Origin of the sequence: Flavobacterium tagetis, from assembly GCF_016735615.1 — a bacterium.
Lineage (GTDB): Bacteria > Bacteroidota > Bacteroidia > Flavobacteriales > Flavobacteriaceae > Flavobacterium > Flavobacterium tagetis.
In genome coordinates this window covers 159,353-175,515 of sequence record NZ_JAERSF010000006.1, presented here as the reverse complement: position 1 = coordinate 175,515, position 16,163 = coordinate 159,353, and the positions used below count along the sequence as shown (strand labels likewise).

The following is a 16,163-nucleotide window of genomic DNA, read 5'->3' as shown; positions in this document are numbered from 1 at the left end:
TATTTTGTTTAATTGGTTAATCGTTTATTTGTTTAATCGCGATTAGCGAATCTTGCTTCTAGCATCTTTCATCTTAATTAATCATGACCATTGCACCTTTCAGAGTCAATTGCATTCCTCCAGAAACTTGTGCCATTTGTCCGCCTTGAGCGCTGTATTGCATATCTGCGTTTTCTTTTATGTTTAGGCCTTTTATTGCGACATCTCCACCGCTTGATTGTATGTTGACGCCTTGGTTTCCTTTGATGGTAACGTTTTGATTGGCTGAGATGTTGATGTTTTTCTGACTTGATAAATCAATTCCACTGCTAGACATTACGATACTGTTATTGTTTTCGTCCTGAATGGTGATTTTCTTGTCTTTATCGCTTATGATGATTGTATTTTTATTAGGAGTGGCAACAGTCCATACTTTATTATCATCATCAAATTGTACTGAGATTCCTGATTTGGAAACAATCGCTTTTATTGAGTTTTTCTGATTTGGATCTAAACCTGTAAAAGGTTTTATGCTTGTACTGCTATAAACGCTTCCAAGAATTATAGGATAACGCGGATCCTCATTTATAAAACCCAAAATGACTTCATCTCCAACTTCGGGCATGAAAAAGGCTCCAGCTCCGCTTGTTGAATAAAAATTGGTAAGACGCGCCCAGATTCCTTGACCTTTTGGGTCTAATAATGGAACATCGACTAAAACTCGATATTGAGAATCGGGATCTTCATACATCTGTTTTACTGTTGCGTTAAAGAGACCTTTTGCACCAGGAACAAGACCAGATGCCGGAGGTGCCATAACATCTGGTTCTTCGGTAAACCATAAAGGAGAAAGTCCAAGTGCTACTTCAGTAACCCAGTTTCCTTGAGACAAATCGTGCACAACGCCTCCAATGAGGTAATCGCCATTAAAGCGATCTCCAAGACCAGCGAAGGTCATATATTTTCCAGGGTCGACTAAATTTGTGCCTTGAAATTTAGCTTCACCCATTATTTTAGAATATTCACTTTTAATAATCTGGGCTTTTGACCAATTGGTTAAATCTGCTGTTTCTAATGGAGCAGAAGTCTGCAATTGATACGTAGAAAGTCCGATAACATCAGATAATTTTTTTGTAGTTAAATTTCCAGCTCCTGAAACATTTGGTGCAGCATTGCCCGTTGAAACGGCTTGGGTTTTAAAATCCCAGCTATTGGCAGCTACGTTTCCTAATTGTGTTACTGCATTTAGTTTGGCATTAAACTCAAGTAGATTATCTCCATAAGTTACCGTAAGCACCGATGTCGTAGTTTTATCAGGAGGAAATACAGAAATTTTTCCGTTTAAAGTGGTTACAATTAGTCCATTTGCTTCCGCTAGTGACATAATATAATCCCAATCGGTAGCATAAAATTGGATCTGTTCAGGCCATTCTGTACTTGTGGCAGTAACATCTGCACTTAACCCAGAATAAGTTCCTATAATTGATGCTATAATATCACTGTCTTTCTGTTTAGAAAAAGTAAGGCTTTTGCGGCCTACAATCATTTTTATGGCACTGTCACGGCATTCTACTTCTAGAGCAGATCCGACAAGATTATCAACGCGAAGGGTCTGACTCATAATTAAGCCAGAGAAAATAATCGTATTAGTATTGTCGTATCCAGCTTCAATGCTGATCGATGCTCCTGGAGCAAAAGTCGCAGAAGAACTAGCATCAAATTTACCTGTATTGGGTTCTCCGTCTAGAATTATAATTTTTGCAGAAGCAATTCGATTTACTTTTTTTTCAATATGAATAGAAAGCACGCTTAGTTCATCGGCTATAGCTTTTCCATTAACTTTGACTGCGAATGTTGCAATTCCGCCACTTTTTATTTCAGTTGAAGCACTCATTAATTAGAAGGGTTTATTGGTGGAAATATTAATTTGTCGATACCGTTGAGGTTTCTGAATTTGTTTAGTTTGTTGTACTCCGCAACTTGTATGTAAAACGAATCGTCATTCCATACTTTCTGGCACAATTGCGGTAAAGACATTCCTTCTGAGACGCTTACAATATGCGTAAGGTCTGGAGATTCTGGAGCATCTGTTCTAGTTACAGTTTTTGGAGAAATATAACGACTAAAAGACAAAGATATCTTGGCTCTTAGCGGACTTCCATCTGGTTTAAATAGGGTATAAGAGATGTCGATAGAATCGAGAACTCCGTTGAATGTAATATTCTGACCCCACTGCACTTTTACAAAATTAGGACGGTGTATTTTGCCATTATAAGTATAAATTATCGTCTCTAATGCTGTTATTTCTTTGGCCATATCGGTACGTTTGACATCTATGATTCCAGTGCAGTCTATCACCATTTCAAAGCTCAGTTTATCGCTTGGAGTACTTTTGTATTTTTGCGAAGCCGAACTTGTTGCAGGAGCTTGCTGTTCGTTGTATTCGATGCTTTTTTGTATTTTGATATTGTCAGGATTAATCATGAATGCATACGGATTACCAGAGAATTTGTTTTGAAATTCTTCATCTGTATAGCCCGTAATTTTCATTAATTCTAAAGTTGCCATTGGGGTATTCTTTAACGTTTATAGCTGTTGTCTTGATTTTTCTCAGCAATTAATCTTTTGCATTCTTCGAGCAATTGTTTTCTCAATAGAGACAGTTCCCTTTCTTTAGTCAGAGCCGAATTTTTATTGTTGTTCGTTACGATTTCTGTTTTAATAACGAGTTCTCTTATTTCTATTGGCATAATGATTTATGTAAAAAGTTTATCAAATTTGGTGTCCTTAGAAATGTCAAAATAGGTGTAAGCCAATTCAATAGATTCGATCGCAATATTGCTTTCCTGAGAGTTTAAGTCAGAAACAGAATATTTTACTGGATAAGCATTGTTAAAAGTCCATTGCATGCATACAACACCCGATGCATCGAGCAGTTTTAGAATCACATTTTTAGGCTGTATCGGGTTTGATAATCCCTGATCGATGCAATTGGCGCACCAATTGACCAATTGAGATCCTGCAGGAACCATGGCTCTTTTAAGCACTAAGTTTTGACTGTTAGAAATAGTTGGGAGGCGATATTTAAATCTATTTTCGCCTCCGCAAACAATTTCTTCTACGCTTAGTTCTTTAGAAATTCCAGATACCTCTTTGAAAGCCGCATCTACACCCGCAAAAGAGAGTGTAAAATAAAAGCTTACAGGATAATCATTACTTACCGCCATTTTTGATGATCAGTTGTTCGTGTGCAATTTCTATAGTGTCTACCGCAACTTCGTTACCATCAGATTTTAAATCGGTGCTGGTAATTTTGGTTGGCCAAGCATTGTTTAAAGTCCATTGCATGGTTACGCCGCCTTTTTCGTCTAATAATTTTATCAGAACCGTTCTTCTTTTAATCGTATTCATTACGACTTGCTGATGCCAATCCCAAAAAGTATTATCGTTTACAAAAATTCCACGTTTCATTGTTACGTTTCCGTATTTAGTAATTCCAGGCATTTTCTCTACAGAAAAAAGAGGACTGTTGCTTTTGCGATACTCTATAATTTGATTTTCGACATCCATTCCGGTAACTTCTTGAAAAGCTACTTTTGTTAATTCTGTTCCAAGATCTACTTCGAATCTAAACTTTGGCATGGGCCATGTTGCGCCTTGTGCGCTTCCGTCATCTGTTGCCATATTGTTTTATATTTAAATTAAAATTTACTTAAGTGAGTATTTATATGATTAACTAGAAGTTGCCATTTGCTGTTGAAACGTCAAGACAATGAATTCAGCAGGATGAACAACTGCAACTTTTACGGTTACATTCATAAAACCATTTAAAAGATCATCTGCCGTCATTGTAGAGCCCAATCCGCAGGCAACAGAAAAAGCTTCAGAAGCGCTTGCTCCCTGTAAACCTCCTTGTTTCCAGATCGAACTAAGAAAACTGCTGATCATAGAAATAACAGCTTCCCAAGTATTTTTGTCATTAGGTTGAAATACGTACGCTTGTGCTGCCAGTTTACAAGATTGCTCCAAAAATATCATGGTTCTGCGTACGGGAATATATCTCCAATCCTGACTGTTTCCGTCTAAGGTTCTCGACCCCCATATTAAAATTCCCAAACCGTTAAATGTTCTAATGGCATTAATCGATTTACCAGAAACAGCATCAACGTTTAAATTGGCTTGCTGACTTTCAGAAATAGAGATTGGCAATGAAGATACGCCTACTATAGAAGTATTTGCAGGAGCTTCCCACGGACCAACGGCATTGTCTACAGTTGTAATAACTCCTGCCATGGCACCGCTTGGAGGAAGAATATTAGCATCTGCCAAAATATGTTTTATCATTAACGAGTACGTCTGACTTGCTATAAGCAATGCATTGTGATTTTGCGTTACTGTTAAGGTGCTTGACGGATTTTGGATATTAGCAATAATTGATGCAACTGCTGGGTTAGGAGCACTAGGCGGATTAAGAACGGCTTCTAGTTGTTTGACATCTCCGCCAAATAAATTAGTGTAATCAATATCAGAATTTTGCATTATGGTAGTTCCTACAAAAGGGTAATAAGCCATTCCGTAGTTTAACCCAACAGAACCAGTGTTCATTCTGAAATTGGTAATATCTTCCGTATACAAAATAGGATCTGGAGCATCACCGCCAATAATGTCAAACAAACACATCGCAGTTTGCATTTGCGTAGCCTGAAGAAGCATAGATTGCATAAGCGTACCATTGTTTTCTACACTTAATAAAGTTGCTTCAGGACAAATGTACATTGTTGGTTCTTGCTCATTCAACAATAAAGAAAGGCCTTTAGTCAAATCATTCAGCTGAACATTTGGGTTTACAACCGGAGTTCCTAGAGTTCCTGGTTTTTGTGATGCAGGTCCATAAGAACCAACAGAAACAATATAAGCATCTCCACCGCCATTTTCATAAAAAAGCCTTACACTATTGTATAAATAATAAACCGTGTTAGGATCTGGAACTATAGAGTAGTACGTTCCTGAAATTAGCATGTAGTCTCCTTTTAAAGGTTGACTTTTTTCTGCTACTAAGTAGTATTCAGGTTTGTACTGTTTAGACGGACTTGCAGGAGCAGGTGGATCTGGCAAACAGAAAAAAGCCTGAAAATCAGCAAATGATGTGATTTTTACTGGCACATTCGTATACGATTTTCCTTCGTAAGAGGCCTGTGGTGTGTACCCTATAAATGCTGGTATAGCTGTAGCTACTCCAACAACAGAATTGGGAAAAGCATTTAATTCTTGAATGTAAACACCAGGAGTTTGAATGGTAGATAAATTCATTGATTTTAGTTTTTAATGTTCATTTTTAATAGTTTTTTATAAATAGATATACATTGGTGACGCAACTTGATTTTGGTCACTATTTTCGATTATTCCTATTCGGGAGACATCAGGATTGGGCAATCCCTTTATAATTACTTTTGGCTTTGTATTGTTTTGATTTGAAGATGAGGAACTACTTATTAAATCAAATTTATATTTAGGCTTTTCGCTGAGCGTGATATAAGTTTTGTTTGAAGTAAACAATAATGCCGATTCTCCTGTTGGAATTGTTACATTTTGCGGACCTTCAAATTGTATGTTTTCTTTTTCTGTAATCGAAGGATTGTTGAGCTGTACCGCATTTTTATTGATAAAGTAATATTGCCATTGCGTGGCTCTTGCAGTAAAGTTTATTTGGAAAAGAGGAGTATTAGCAGTTATTATATCTTCAAAATAAATTTTTAAATGACCAAAATGAGTAGATACAGGTTTGTTTTCTAAAGTTTGATTCAATACTATTTTTCCATTATTGCTTAGGTTTTTAGGATCCTGACTAGAATATGTAACGGCTCCAATCCAATTAATAGGCAATGTGGTAAAGAGAATGAAATTAGGGTTGGTACATTTTATATCAAACTCAAAATAGTCTTGCTGGGTTGTTTGAGCAATATAGTTTAATAAGTCTGAGAACGATGATTTTGTGTTCGAGTATAAATCGAATCCGTTAGAAATAGGATTTATTTTAAAACCAAATTTTTTGAATGTTTTATCGGTTTTATGGTTTGGAATAAAATGAAGGCAATTGCATTTTCCGCTATCAAAAAAAGTATGATAAGCTGCAATGCCAAAGGTTTTTATGTAATTGCTCTGTATCATTTTGAGATGGTGTTATTTGTGCTTTTTACAGAAGGAATGATTTCCATAATTTCATGACTTTGAACTTTAATCAGTTTCATTTTGTAAATGATAGAAGGCTGATATTTTGCTGCCATTGCTGTCCACAAACTGTGCATTTGATGGTAAGAGATCTTTTCGTACTCAAATTCCAATCTACTTAAGCCATCTGGAATAGAAGAGGAGGACGACGCATCGATATAATTGTTAATCTGAAAGAAGACGATTATGGCATCGAGAAATTTTAAAGATTCGGTATAATCATCAAAATTGCTGCTAATCAGTAAGTCGATGTTGTATCGTTCTGTCGGATTGAAATTTGAATAATTTCCGTTTTCTAATTTCTGATTTCTGATATAAAAAGGCTGATTGGTTTCTTTTTCGATATTTATAAGCGATAAAACAACTTTATTCTGATTTACTTTAGGCAAAGTTCCACTTGGTTCAATAAGATAGTTCACAACGGTTTTGTCTTCAGTCAACCCAAAACGGTTTTTTAAAAACTGACCTAGTAATTTATTCGTAAATTGAAGTGACTGATGGATCATCGTATTTAACTCTTAAATTAATTAAGCGCAATAGCTAATGAATGGGCTATTCGTAATTGTAAAAGTAACTGACAATTAGATTTGTACGAAAATTTAGCTATATACTTTTCATAGACAGAGACAAAAGATATTTTGTGTTTTTGTAGACAAAGTATAGACAGAAAAAGCTTTGTCTACGCTTTGTCTCAAATAGAAAGATAAACTCCTAAATTTTGTCGCACATTTTAGTGATACAAAATAAAAACACCTCTAAAAATGCTATAGATTTAGAGGTTATAAATTATTGAAAAGCGTTGTGCTTCGCTTTTATCACAAATTTAAAATGGAGAAAAAGTTAAAGTATAAAGTTGCTCTTTGAGAAATAAATGAGAAAAAGATAATTTAAGAAACCGTTCTTAAGTACGAGATTATATCATCTTCTTTTTTAAGCGTTAATTTCTTTTTTAGACGATACTTATGAGTTCGAACACTTTCCTGATTGATGCCAAGAAGATTGGTAATGTCATTGTTGCTCATATTCATTTTAATGTAGCAGCAGTATTTTAAATCTCTAGAGCTTAAAGAAGGATGTTTTTTGGCAAGAGCCAAAAGAAAATTAGGATTGGATTGTTCAAAATAGATTTTGAAATCATCCCAGAGTTTATTGTCGTTTGCAACAGTTTTTATAGAATTTACAATCGACATTAATTCTATTCTAGTCGCATTGTCTACGTTGGGGTAGAGATAAGAAATGCGTTCTTTTATTTTTAAAAGCACTTCCACCTTTTGATCCAATTCCATTACATAATGGCTTAATTTGTCGGGATTATTTTTTAGAAGTGCCGCTTCAGCAAATGATGCTGGTGTTTTGATTTGCGATTCTGTTTTTTTAAGTAGAAAAATAGATCGTATTCTATAAATTAAAAAATCAGTATTCTTTATTTGGTTGTAGGGATAAGTGAAAACAATGTTTTGTTTTGACCAGCATAATGATTCACATTCATAATTTTGAGTTAGATATAAGATCGGAATGTCTCTTTTGTCAGAACTGAAATTAGTATCATTCAATACAAGCTGATTTTGCTTGAATCCCAAAATCACTAGGTCGGGATTTAGAGAGTTTATGGTATTTTTTAAATCGACTCCTCGGGAAACTGAAACTGTCGAAAATGTATAATCCGACACTATTGATATTGCATTCAATATCATAGTCAGTATGGTGATATCGTCACATCCAATTACTATAGATTTTTTTTCGAGCATTTTTGGGGTAGTTTGTTGCTTTTGTATGTACTATTAATTTCTAGTAGCACATATGAAATGAAAAATAAATAATAACATTTTTCTTCTTATAAAACTGTTTTTGGCATTCTATAGAATTTTTATCAATTAACAAACTCATTTCTGGCACCATCATTAAAAACAGAATTAAAGATATTTTGATGATTGTGGCTTGTAATTAAAAGGGATGTAAATTTATTTAATATATAGGAATATTATTATAAGTAGTATTACGTGTTTTTTGTATTTATTGTGTTAATTAACAATTTTAAGATTTAAAGTTTCAAAAAATTCATAAAAAGGCTTTACATGAACTTCTTTTAAACTACCTGAATTAATGAAAAATTTGAAAAAGGTTTTTAAGCAGCACCTTTATGATACTTCTTTTTATATTCGATTGGCGGAATTCCAGTAATTTTTTTAAAAGCATCTCGAAATGCTTTTACATCAGAATAGCCCACTTCATACATAACTTCATTTACCGTTTTGCGATCCGTTTCAAAGGCTTTTTTTGCGGCTTCGATTTTTACTCTTTGCAGATATTCGCTTGGCGTGTTTCCTGTGGCTTTAATAAATCTTCTGTCAAAATTTCTTCTACTCACATTAAATTTGGTAGAAAGATCGCTCATAGATAATTTTTCACTTAAATTTTTTTCAAGATAAGATTGTGCGTCCAATACCATTTCGTCTTCATGTTTCTTTTGTCCTGAAAAAATTATAAATTGAGATTGCGTGCTTCGGTTCATTTCAATTTGAAATACTTTTGCACAATAAATTGCGGTAGTTCTGCCATAGTATTTCTCAATAAGGTAAATCATCAAGTTTAGGAAAGAATACGCTCCGCCGTTCGTATAAATACCTTTTTCATCTGTAATTAATTCGTCTATTTGAAGATTTATTTGAGGAAACATTTTGCTGAAGTTTTCTTTAACAGACCAATGTGTAGAACAGCTTTTTCCGTCAAGAAGTCCCGATGCTGCGAGCATAAAGGCACCAGTACAGATTGTGGCAATTTCGGCACCTTTTTTATATTGTTTTTGAAGCCATTGTACAAGTTCATCGTTATGCTGAAGAGCAACATTATAATTATGGTTTAATGATGGAATGATAATAAGATCCGTTTTTGCAATCTGCGAAATATGAATATGAGGTTTTACGGTAAAAATTCCGCCATTGAATTCCACTTTTTCAGAAATTCCTGCAAGCTGAATCTGAAATAATTCTGTTCCGCCATTCATTCTTTTAAATGCGTTTGCTTTGTTAAAGATTTCGTATGCGCCAGAAATGCTAGAAAGATTATTATCTCCTTCAGGAACTATAATGGTAAGCTGTTTCATTATCTTTTTTTAATATAAAGGTACTAAAAGTTAGTGTCCAAATACACCAGCAAGAATGTCTATTTTATATATTAAACAGTTTAGGATTTGCTTTTAAATTTACTTTAAAACAATTTTTAATATTATAAAAAGATCAATATCATGGCAAAAATGACAGTAATCTACAAAACTCCAAAAGACATTAACTCTTTCGAAAAACATTACTACGGAGTTCATATTCCATTAGCAAAAAAACTTCCAGGACTACTGAAGTATGAAGTTAGCAATGGAACAGTTCGATCGACGACAGGACATTCAGATGTATATCTTGTTGCAAATTTATATTTCGAATCTTTAGAAACAATGATGGAATCTTTTAAGTCAGATATCGGGCAGCAATGCGCCGCTGACCGCAGAATCTTAGCCAGCGATGATGAGGTACAGATTTACGTATATGATGTAAAAAATACCTGAAATTTATCATGTTGCATTTTAACGGCTAAGGGTTCATTTTACAATTTCTGGTTTCAGTTTATAATCTGAAACCATTTCAAGAGGCTCAAATAAAAAGATTAAAGTTTTTCATTTTAATTTTAAATATCCTTATCGACACCGTCATTTGATAGGTGAGGAGATAAGATCTAATTGAAACTCTAAGTGCTTAAAATTAAGTATTTGTATTATGAACCTTTAAGGTAAATTATAGTATTAATTTAAATACACCTAAACCTATGGCCGCTATTCCTGACGAATTGTATAATGTGAAATTTGCAGCATATTTTGACTCGATGAAAGAATTGTATATACTCGATCAAAAATTTAAGGTAATATGTGATGCTTACTGCGCAAGTACTGCCAAAACGGAGTTATATAAGGATAGAAGCGAAAAAAATTTCCGACGCAGAATGAAATTTGAAAATCTGTCGAGAGAATTAGAAGAAGAAATACTTTTCTATATTATGAGAAATAGGTAATTCTTTGCTTCAAAATTAATCTTGATGTTTTGAAAGCCTAACTTGCGATACAACTTTCCATTGTTCCATTTTTTCAGCTTTAGTTAAACCTGCATTTAGTCCGCTTGTGGAGGGCAAAGTTATATAAGTTATTCCTTCCTGTGGTATAGTATGTTTATGAAAGTATTTTGCTGCGGCTTTACTTTCAAAAAAGACATATTTTATATTCGGAAATTGTTTGTGCAGACTTTCAAAATCGTTTAATATTTCTTCTGTTATTTTGGCGTCGCTGCTTCCTTCTCTTTTGCAGCTTTTAAGAACATTCCAAAGTCCGATATTGTATTTTTTGACCAGTGCTTTACGATCTTCATAAGAGGTGCTAAATTCTTCTTTAAAAATTGCAAACATAATTTTCCAGAAAAGGTTTCCTTTATTGGCGTAGTATTCTTGTTTAGCAATAGATTGCTCGCCCGCCATTGTACCCATAATTAGAATTACTGTAGCATTATCTATTAATGGTTGAAGGGCTTTTTTTAGCATAAGTTTCTCTATTTTTCTTTTCCTTTGTAAAATTAAAGATAACTAAAAGACTGTGCAATCCCGAAAGCTTTCAGGATTGCACAATTTTTTATCTTAGAAATATATCTACTTTTTAAACTACAGAACAAGCACTTTTATTTTCTTTAACCAAAGGTTTAAGCCCAAGATTTTGAAACATCTGCATGTCTTCAGATAATCCTGGATTTGGTGTTACCAGCAAAGTTTCGCGTTCTCCTGTAAAAATAGAATTGGCGCCTGCCATAAAACACCAAGCTTGTTCTTCCTCGGTCATTTCAATTCTTCCAGCACTCAAACGAACAATAGAAGCTGGCATAACAATACGAGCTGTAGCTATCATTCGAACCATATCCCAAATAGGCACTTTCGGGTTGTTTTCTAAAGGCGTTCCTTTTACTCTTGCCAAAGCATTTACAGGAACAGATTCCGGATGAACAGGCATAGTTGCTAAAGTTAACAGCATAGAAACTCTATCGGCATTAGATTCTCCAAGACCTATAATTCCGCCCGAACAAACTGTGATTCCAGCTTTTCTCACATTATTAATAGTATCCAGACGCTGATCAAACTTGCGCGTGCTAATAATTTCATCATAATAACTTTCAGAGGTATCCAAATTGTGGTTATAAGCATACAAACCTGCTTCTTGAAGACGTATAGCTTGCTCTTCTGTAAGCATTCCTAATGTGCAACAAACTTCAAGTCCGAGATCGTTAACACCTTTGACCATCTCAATAACTCGATCAAAATCTTTGTTATCACGAACTTCGCGCCAAGCAGCAGCCATGCAGAAACGAGAAGAACCGCCATCTTTTGCTTTTTGTGCATGTTCTAATACTTTTTCTGTCGGAAGAAGCGCTTGAACTTTAATATCGGTATGATAACGTGCCGCTTGTCCGCAATACGAACAATCTTCTGGACATCCGCCTGTTTTTACAGAAAGCAACGTACAAACCTGTATTTCTGAAGGTTTATGAAACTCTCTATGTACGGTTGCAGCCTGATAAACCAATTCTAATAATGGCTGATCGTAAATAGCTTGAATTTCTTCTTTTTTCCAGTCGTGTCTAATTTGAGTGCTCATTTTTTATTTTAATGCTTTATGATTTTTGATCAAATGTATTGTTTTGCTGTATCATCAAAATGTACCACTTTTTATATTTTGAGTAGTCCGGTTGATAATCGAAAGTTCAACGCACATTAAATCGAGCCGATTAATTCTTCTTTAATTAGATCAATATAATGGCTCAATTATGCCTAAACATTTTTGAGTTTACGAGGTTTTTTTCTAATATAGTGTTCAAATTGCAAACCGATGAATAAAATATTAGTTACAGGCGGAAATGGACATCTAGGAAAATATATTGTTAATGCATTATTAGAAAAAGGTTTCAAAACAGCTGTATTAACAACTCAAACAAATAATTCTGTTCAAAATAACATAGAGTTTTTTACTGGAGATTTGTTTGAAAATCATGGTTTAAAAGAAGCTACGGCAGGAGCAGAGGTAGTTATTCACTGTGCAAGTAATCCTAGAAATTTTCAGCAGATCGATATAGAAGGTACCAAAAACTTGCTTCAAGCAATAGATAGAAATTCTATCAAACATTTCATTTACATCTCTATTGTTGGAATTGATAAAAGCGATTATCCTTATTACCAAGGAAAATTGGAAGTTGAAAATATCATCGCCAATAGTGGCGTTCCTTTTACAATCCTTAGAACTACACAATTCCATGATTTTGTGCTTAATATGATAAAGGCATTAGAGAGCCAAAGTGCAGAATTTGATTCGATAACTATTCCATCTGGGTTGAGGTTTCAGTCTGTAGCTGTACAAGAAGTAGCAGCATTATTAGCTTCTCTTGTATTTGAATTTCCAAAAGGCTTAATGCGAGATTTTGGAGGTCCAGAAGTGCTTCATTTGGAAGAAATGATTCAAACGTACTTCGAAGTAATTCAAAACAATAAAAATCTAACATTAAATAAACCAGAAGACATTCGCCATAAATTATTTACTACAGGAATAAATTTGTGCCCAGAAAATAATGGTGGTAAACAGACATGGAAAGAATATTTAGTTAATATACATCATAAGACCGAGTAAGTTTATATTTCTGCACGTAAAGATAGTCCTGTAGCGTATATCGGGATTTTGTATTTATACCGGAAGATTTTTCTCAAATGCAGATCCAAAAGAAAAAAAGGAATCTGTGCTTCCAACACCTTCTATTTGATGAATTTGCTCATATAGTATTTTGCGAAGTTCCTCATTATTGGCTGCTACAATTTTAATAAACAAAGCATACTTTCCGGAAACCCAATGACATTCAATTACTTCAGGAATTGCTTTAAGCTTTTCGGCGATTGAGTAGGAAAAATGAGCCTCTTTAGTAACAATTCCTGTATAGGTAATAGTTTCAAAGCCAAGTTCTTTTGGATTTAATTTTACAGAAAAGCTATTAATTATTCCTGCCTCTTGCAATTTTTTAACTCTCAGATGCACCAGCGAATTAGAAATATTTAACTCTTTGGCCAAATCAGAAAATGCGATTCTTCCGTTTTCACTGAGTTTCTGGATGATTTCGCGGTCTAAATAATCAGTATTTTCGTTCTTATTAAGCTTTGCCATAAACAATGTTGATTTGTGTATTCTATAATTTTGACAATTCTAATTGTAAAACTAGTTTTCTAAGTGTCAAAATTACATAAAAATCTGTTCAAAATGTCGAATTCTTAATAATCGAACCTGATAACTGTTATAATAACATCTTTATGTATATGTTTGTGTCATACTAACACTATTTTAACACACTTAAAGATGGATAAGAATCAACTACTTACAAAACTTTGGGAGCAATATATAGATATTACCCCATCTGCTCTAAAAATACATGAACTCCTAGAAGAAAAAGGCGAAGAAATAAAAAATGACCATATTGCAATTCGTACTTTTAATGATAAGCGTGTCAATATCGAGATATTAGAAAAAGCTTTTTTAAATGTTGGTTATCAGGCTAAAGGAGAGTATTATTTTGAAAGCAAAAAATTATATGCAAAACATTATGAAAATGCTCTTGATAAAGATGCCCCAAGAATTTTTATTTCTGAATTAGAATTGGAAAAATGTTCTGATCAATTGCAAGCAACAGTTAAGCAACTTTTAGATAGCTGTGATCAGAACGAATTCAATGATCCAAATTTGGTTTTGAATGGAGCAATTTGGAACGGAAATTCACAAGCAGTTTACAAATCTTTACTTGAAGAATCTGAATATGCAGCATGGATGTATGTTTATGGTTTTAGAGCAAATCATTTCACTATCAATACTAATGCCTTAAAAGGTTTTCAGACATTAGAAGAATTGAATAACTTTTTGGAAGCTAATGGATGGGAACTTAATGCATCTGGCGGAAAAATTAAAGGAAATCCAGAACAATTATTAGAACAATCTAGCACATTAGCAGATTTATATGATGTGGAGTTTAAAGAAGGAACATTAAAAGTGCCATCATGTTATTATGAATTTGCTCTTCGTTACCCAATGGCAAACGGCGAATTATATCAAGGTTTTGTAGCATCATCGGCAGATAAGATTTTTGAAAGCACTGATGTAAAGTTGCAAAAGACTTTATAGGAAATCAGTTTTAACCAAAAATACGCCTTGACATAAACAAGATTAAAAAATTCATGATGGTAATTGAAGAATTAGAATTTACAATACAAGAAGCTTTAAAAGAATTAAATATAAAGGACATCAACGACGGAACTTCTACAGGGCAGAATAATTTTTCTAGCGGAGAAATTTTAGAAAGCTATTCTCCTGTTGATGGGAAACAAATTGGAAAAGTAAAAACTGCAACAGAAGCTGATTATGAAAAAGTAATGGCTTCAGCTCATGCTGCTTTTCTAGAATTCAGATTGATGCCTGCTCCGCAACGTGGCGAAATTGTACGCCAGTTTGGAGAAAAATTACGTAAAAACAAGAAAGCATTAGGAAAACTGGTTTCGTATGAAATGGGTAAATCATTGCAGGAAGGTTACGGAGAGGTTCAGGAAATGATCGATATCTGTGATTTTGCTGTTGGTCTTTCACGTCAGTTGCATGGATTAACAATGCATTCAGAAAGACCAGGACACCGTATGTACGAGCAGTATCATCCTTTGGGAATTGTTGGTATTATTTCGGCATTTAATTTTCCGGTAGCGGTTTGGGCTTGGAACGCAGCTTTGGCATGGATTTGTGGGGATGTTTGCGTTTGGAAACCATCTGAAAAAACACCTCTTTGTGCAGTAGCATGTCAAAATATAATGGCAGAAGTGATAAAAGAAAATAATTTGCCTGAAGGAATTTCGTGTTTAATTAATGGAGATTACAAAATAGGGGAGTTATTAACCAATGATAAACGTATTCCTTTAATTTCTGCTACTGGGTCTACTCGAATGGGGAAAATAGTTGCACAGGTAGTTGCAGGACGTTTAGGAAAATCATTGTTAGAACTAGGAGGCAATAATGCAATTATTGTAACGCCAGATGCTGATTTAAAAATGACAATCATAGGTGCTGTTTTTGGTGCAGTTGGTACTGCCGGACAGAGATGCACTTCTACACGACGCTTGATTATTCACGAAAGTATTTATGATAAAGTAAAAGAGGCTTTGGTTGCTGCATATAAACAATTGCGAATTGGTACCCCATTAGATGAAAAAAATCATGTTGGGCCTCTTATAGATAAACAGGCAGTTGAATTGTATAATGATGCTTTGAAAAAAGTTGTAGAGCAAGGAGGCAAAATTTTGGTTGATGGCGGTGTACTTTCAGGTGATGGATATGAAAGTGGCTGTTATGTAAAACCAGCTATTGCAGAGGCTGACAATTCTTTTGAAATCGTGCAGCATGAAACTTTTGCACCAGTTTTATATCTCTTAAAATATTCGGGAACGGTTGAAAATGCTATCGAAGTGCAGAATAATGTAGCGCAAGGACTGTCTTCTGCAATTATGACAAATAATTTAAGAGAAGCTGAAATGTTTTTATCAGTTACAGGTTCTGACTGCGGAATTGCAAATGTGAATATTGGAACTTCTGGTGCCGAAATTGGAGGTGCTTTTGGTGGAGAAAAAGAAACCGGCGGCGGACGTGAATCTGGATCGGATGCCTGGAAAATTTACATGAGAAGACAAACCAATACAATCAATTATACTACTAATTTGCCATTAGCGCAAGGAATAAAATTTGACTTATAAGCTAAAGAAATTAGAGCTTAACTTAAAAAGTCGCCCCTACATTTAATACCACATTTTGTCTGGTGATGTTTTGCACATCATCAGACGAATTATGCCTTTATAAATCAAAAAAACAA

The 16,163-nt window shown here is 34.3% G+C and carries 18 protein-coding genes; 5 read left to right on the top strand and 13 right to left on the bottom strand.

Going from position 1 to position 16,163, the window contains the following annotated elements; genetic code table 11:
* Window positions 1-73 precede the first annotated feature (73 nt).
* The 10 genes from vgrG to JI750_RS21740 form a co-directional block, all read right to left on the bottom strand.
* Window positions 74-1,873, bottom strand: coding sequence for a type VI secretion system tip protein VgrG (vgrG, locus tag JI750_RS21785; RefSeq protein WP_202006512.1), 1,800 nt, complete (start codon window positions 1,871-1,873; stop codon window positions 74-76).
* Entirely contained in the window at window positions 1,873-2,547 is a 675-nt protein-coding gene (locus JI750_RS21780; protein WP_202006511.1) for a CIS tube protein, read from the bottom strand. The genes vgrG and JI750_RS21780 overlap by 1 nt, the downstream gene beginning before the upstream one ends.
* A gap of 11 nt (window positions 2,548-2,558) precedes the next feature.
* A complete protein-coding gene (locus tag JI750_RS21775; RefSeq protein ID WP_202006510.1) occupies window positions 2,559-2,729 on the bottom strand; it encodes a DUF5908 family protein in 171 nt (56 codons plus the stop codon).
* A gap of 6 nt (window positions 2,730-2,735) precedes the next feature.
* Window positions 2,736-3,206, bottom strand: coding sequence for a phage tail protein (locus tag JI750_RS21770; RefSeq protein ID WP_202006509.1), 471 nt, complete (start codon window positions 3,204-3,206; stop codon window positions 2,736-2,738).
* Window positions 3,193-3,663: a phage tail protein gene (locus JI750_RS21765; protein WP_095930122.1), complete on the bottom strand. Its 471-nt coding sequence runs from the start codon at window positions 3,661-3,663 to the stop codon at window positions 3,193-3,195. The genes JI750_RS21770 and JI750_RS21765 overlap by 14 nt, the downstream gene beginning before the upstream one ends.
* 48 nt (window positions 3,664-3,711) lie before the next feature.
* A complete protein-coding gene (locus JI750_RS21760; RefSeq protein ID WP_202006508.1) occupies window positions 3,712-5,289 on the bottom strand; it encodes a phage tail sheath family protein in 1,578 nt (525 codons plus the stop codon).
* A 36-nt stretch (window positions 5,290-5,325) separates the two neighbouring features.
* Complete coding sequence (locus tag JI750_RS21755) at window positions 5,326-6,147, bottom strand: hypothetical protein (RefSeq protein ID WP_202006507.1); 822 nt, start codon at window positions 6,145-6,147, stop codon at window positions 5,326-5,328.
* Window positions 6,144-6,713, bottom strand: coding sequence for a Pvc16 family protein (locus tag JI750_RS21750; protein ID WP_202006506.1), 570 nt, complete (start codon window positions 6,711-6,713; stop codon window positions 6,144-6,146). Before JI750_RS21750 ends, JI750_RS21755 begins: the two co-directional genes overlap by 4 nt.
* A gap of 381 nt (window positions 6,714-7,094) precedes the next feature.
* Window positions 7,095-7,955, bottom strand: a complete 861-nt coding sequence (locus JI750_RS21745) for a helix-turn-helix transcriptional regulator (protein WP_202006505.1) — start codon at window positions 7,953-7,955, stop codon at window positions 7,095-7,097.
* A gap of 377 nt (window positions 7,956-8,332) precedes the next feature.
* Window positions 8,333-9,310: a GlxA family transcriptional regulator gene (locus JI750_RS21740; protein WP_202006504.1), complete on the bottom strand. Its 978-nt coding sequence runs from the start codon at window positions 9,308-9,310 to the stop codon at window positions 8,333-8,335.
* A gap of 141 nt (window positions 9,311-9,451) precedes the next feature.
* Here JI750_RS21740 and JI750_RS21735 point away from each other — a divergent pair, with 141 nt between their 5' ends.
* Together JI750_RS21735 and JI750_RS21730 are read left to right on the top strand one after the other, a co-directional pair.
* A complete protein-coding gene (locus JI750_RS21735) occupies window positions 9,452-9,763 on the top strand; it encodes an EthD family reductase (RefSeq protein ID WP_202006503.1) in 312 nt (103 codons plus the stop codon).
* 257 nt (window positions 9,764-10,020) lie between these two features.
* The gene (locus JI750_RS21730) at window positions 10,021-10,263 is read left to right on the top strand and encodes a hypothetical protein (RefSeq protein WP_202006502.1); all 243 of its coding nucleotides are present in this window, start codon (window positions 10,021-10,023) and stop codon (window positions 10,261-10,263) included.
* Window positions 10,264-10,278: 15 nt separating this feature from the next.
* Here the strand turns inward: JI750_RS21730 and JI750_RS21725 are convergent, their stop codons facing one another.
* On the bottom strand, window positions 10,279-10,782 hold the full coding sequence (locus tag JI750_RS21725) for a DNA-deoxyinosine glycosylase (RefSeq protein ID WP_202006501.1): 504 nt from the start codon (window positions 10,780-10,782) through the stop codon (window positions 10,279-10,281).
* A gap of 112 nt (window positions 10,783-10,894) precedes the next feature.
* On the bottom strand, window positions 10,895-11,884 hold the full coding sequence (bioB, locus tag JI750_RS21720) for a biotin synthase BioB (protein ID WP_202006500.1): 990 nt from the start codon (window positions 11,882-11,884) through the stop codon (window positions 10,895-10,897).
* 231 nt (window positions 11,885-12,115) lie between these two features.
* Here bioB and JI750_RS21715 point away from each other — a divergent pair, with 231 nt between their 5' ends.
* Complete coding sequence (locus JI750_RS21715; RefSeq protein ID WP_202006499.1) at window positions 12,116-12,907, top strand: SDR family oxidoreductase; 792 nt, start codon at window positions 12,116-12,118, stop codon at window positions 12,905-12,907.
* Window positions 12,908-12,961: 54 nt separating this feature from the next.
* Here the strand turns inward: JI750_RS21715 and JI750_RS21710 are convergent, their stop codons facing one another.
* Window positions 12,962-13,432, bottom strand: a complete 471-nt coding sequence (locus JI750_RS21710) for an Lrp/AsnC family transcriptional regulator (RefSeq protein ID WP_202006498.1) — start codon at window positions 13,430-13,432, stop codon at window positions 12,962-12,964.
* Between the two features lie 189 nt (window positions 13,433-13,621).
* On the opposite strand from JI750_RS21710, the gene JI750_RS21705 reads away from it, so the two are divergent.
* The gene (locus JI750_RS21705; protein WP_202006497.1) at window positions 13,622-14,437 is read left to right on the top strand and encodes a DUF1338 domain-containing protein; all 816 of its coding nucleotides are present in this window, start codon (window positions 13,622-13,624) and stop codon (window positions 14,435-14,437) included.
* A gap of 56 nt (window positions 14,438-14,493) precedes the next feature.
* Window positions 14,494-16,047, top strand: a complete 1,554-nt coding sequence (gene amaB, locus JI750_RS21700) for an L-piperidine-6-carboxylate dehydrogenase (protein ID WP_202006552.1) — start codon at window positions 14,494-14,496, stop codon at window positions 16,045-16,047.
* Window positions 16,048-16,163: the final 116 nt, after the last annotated feature.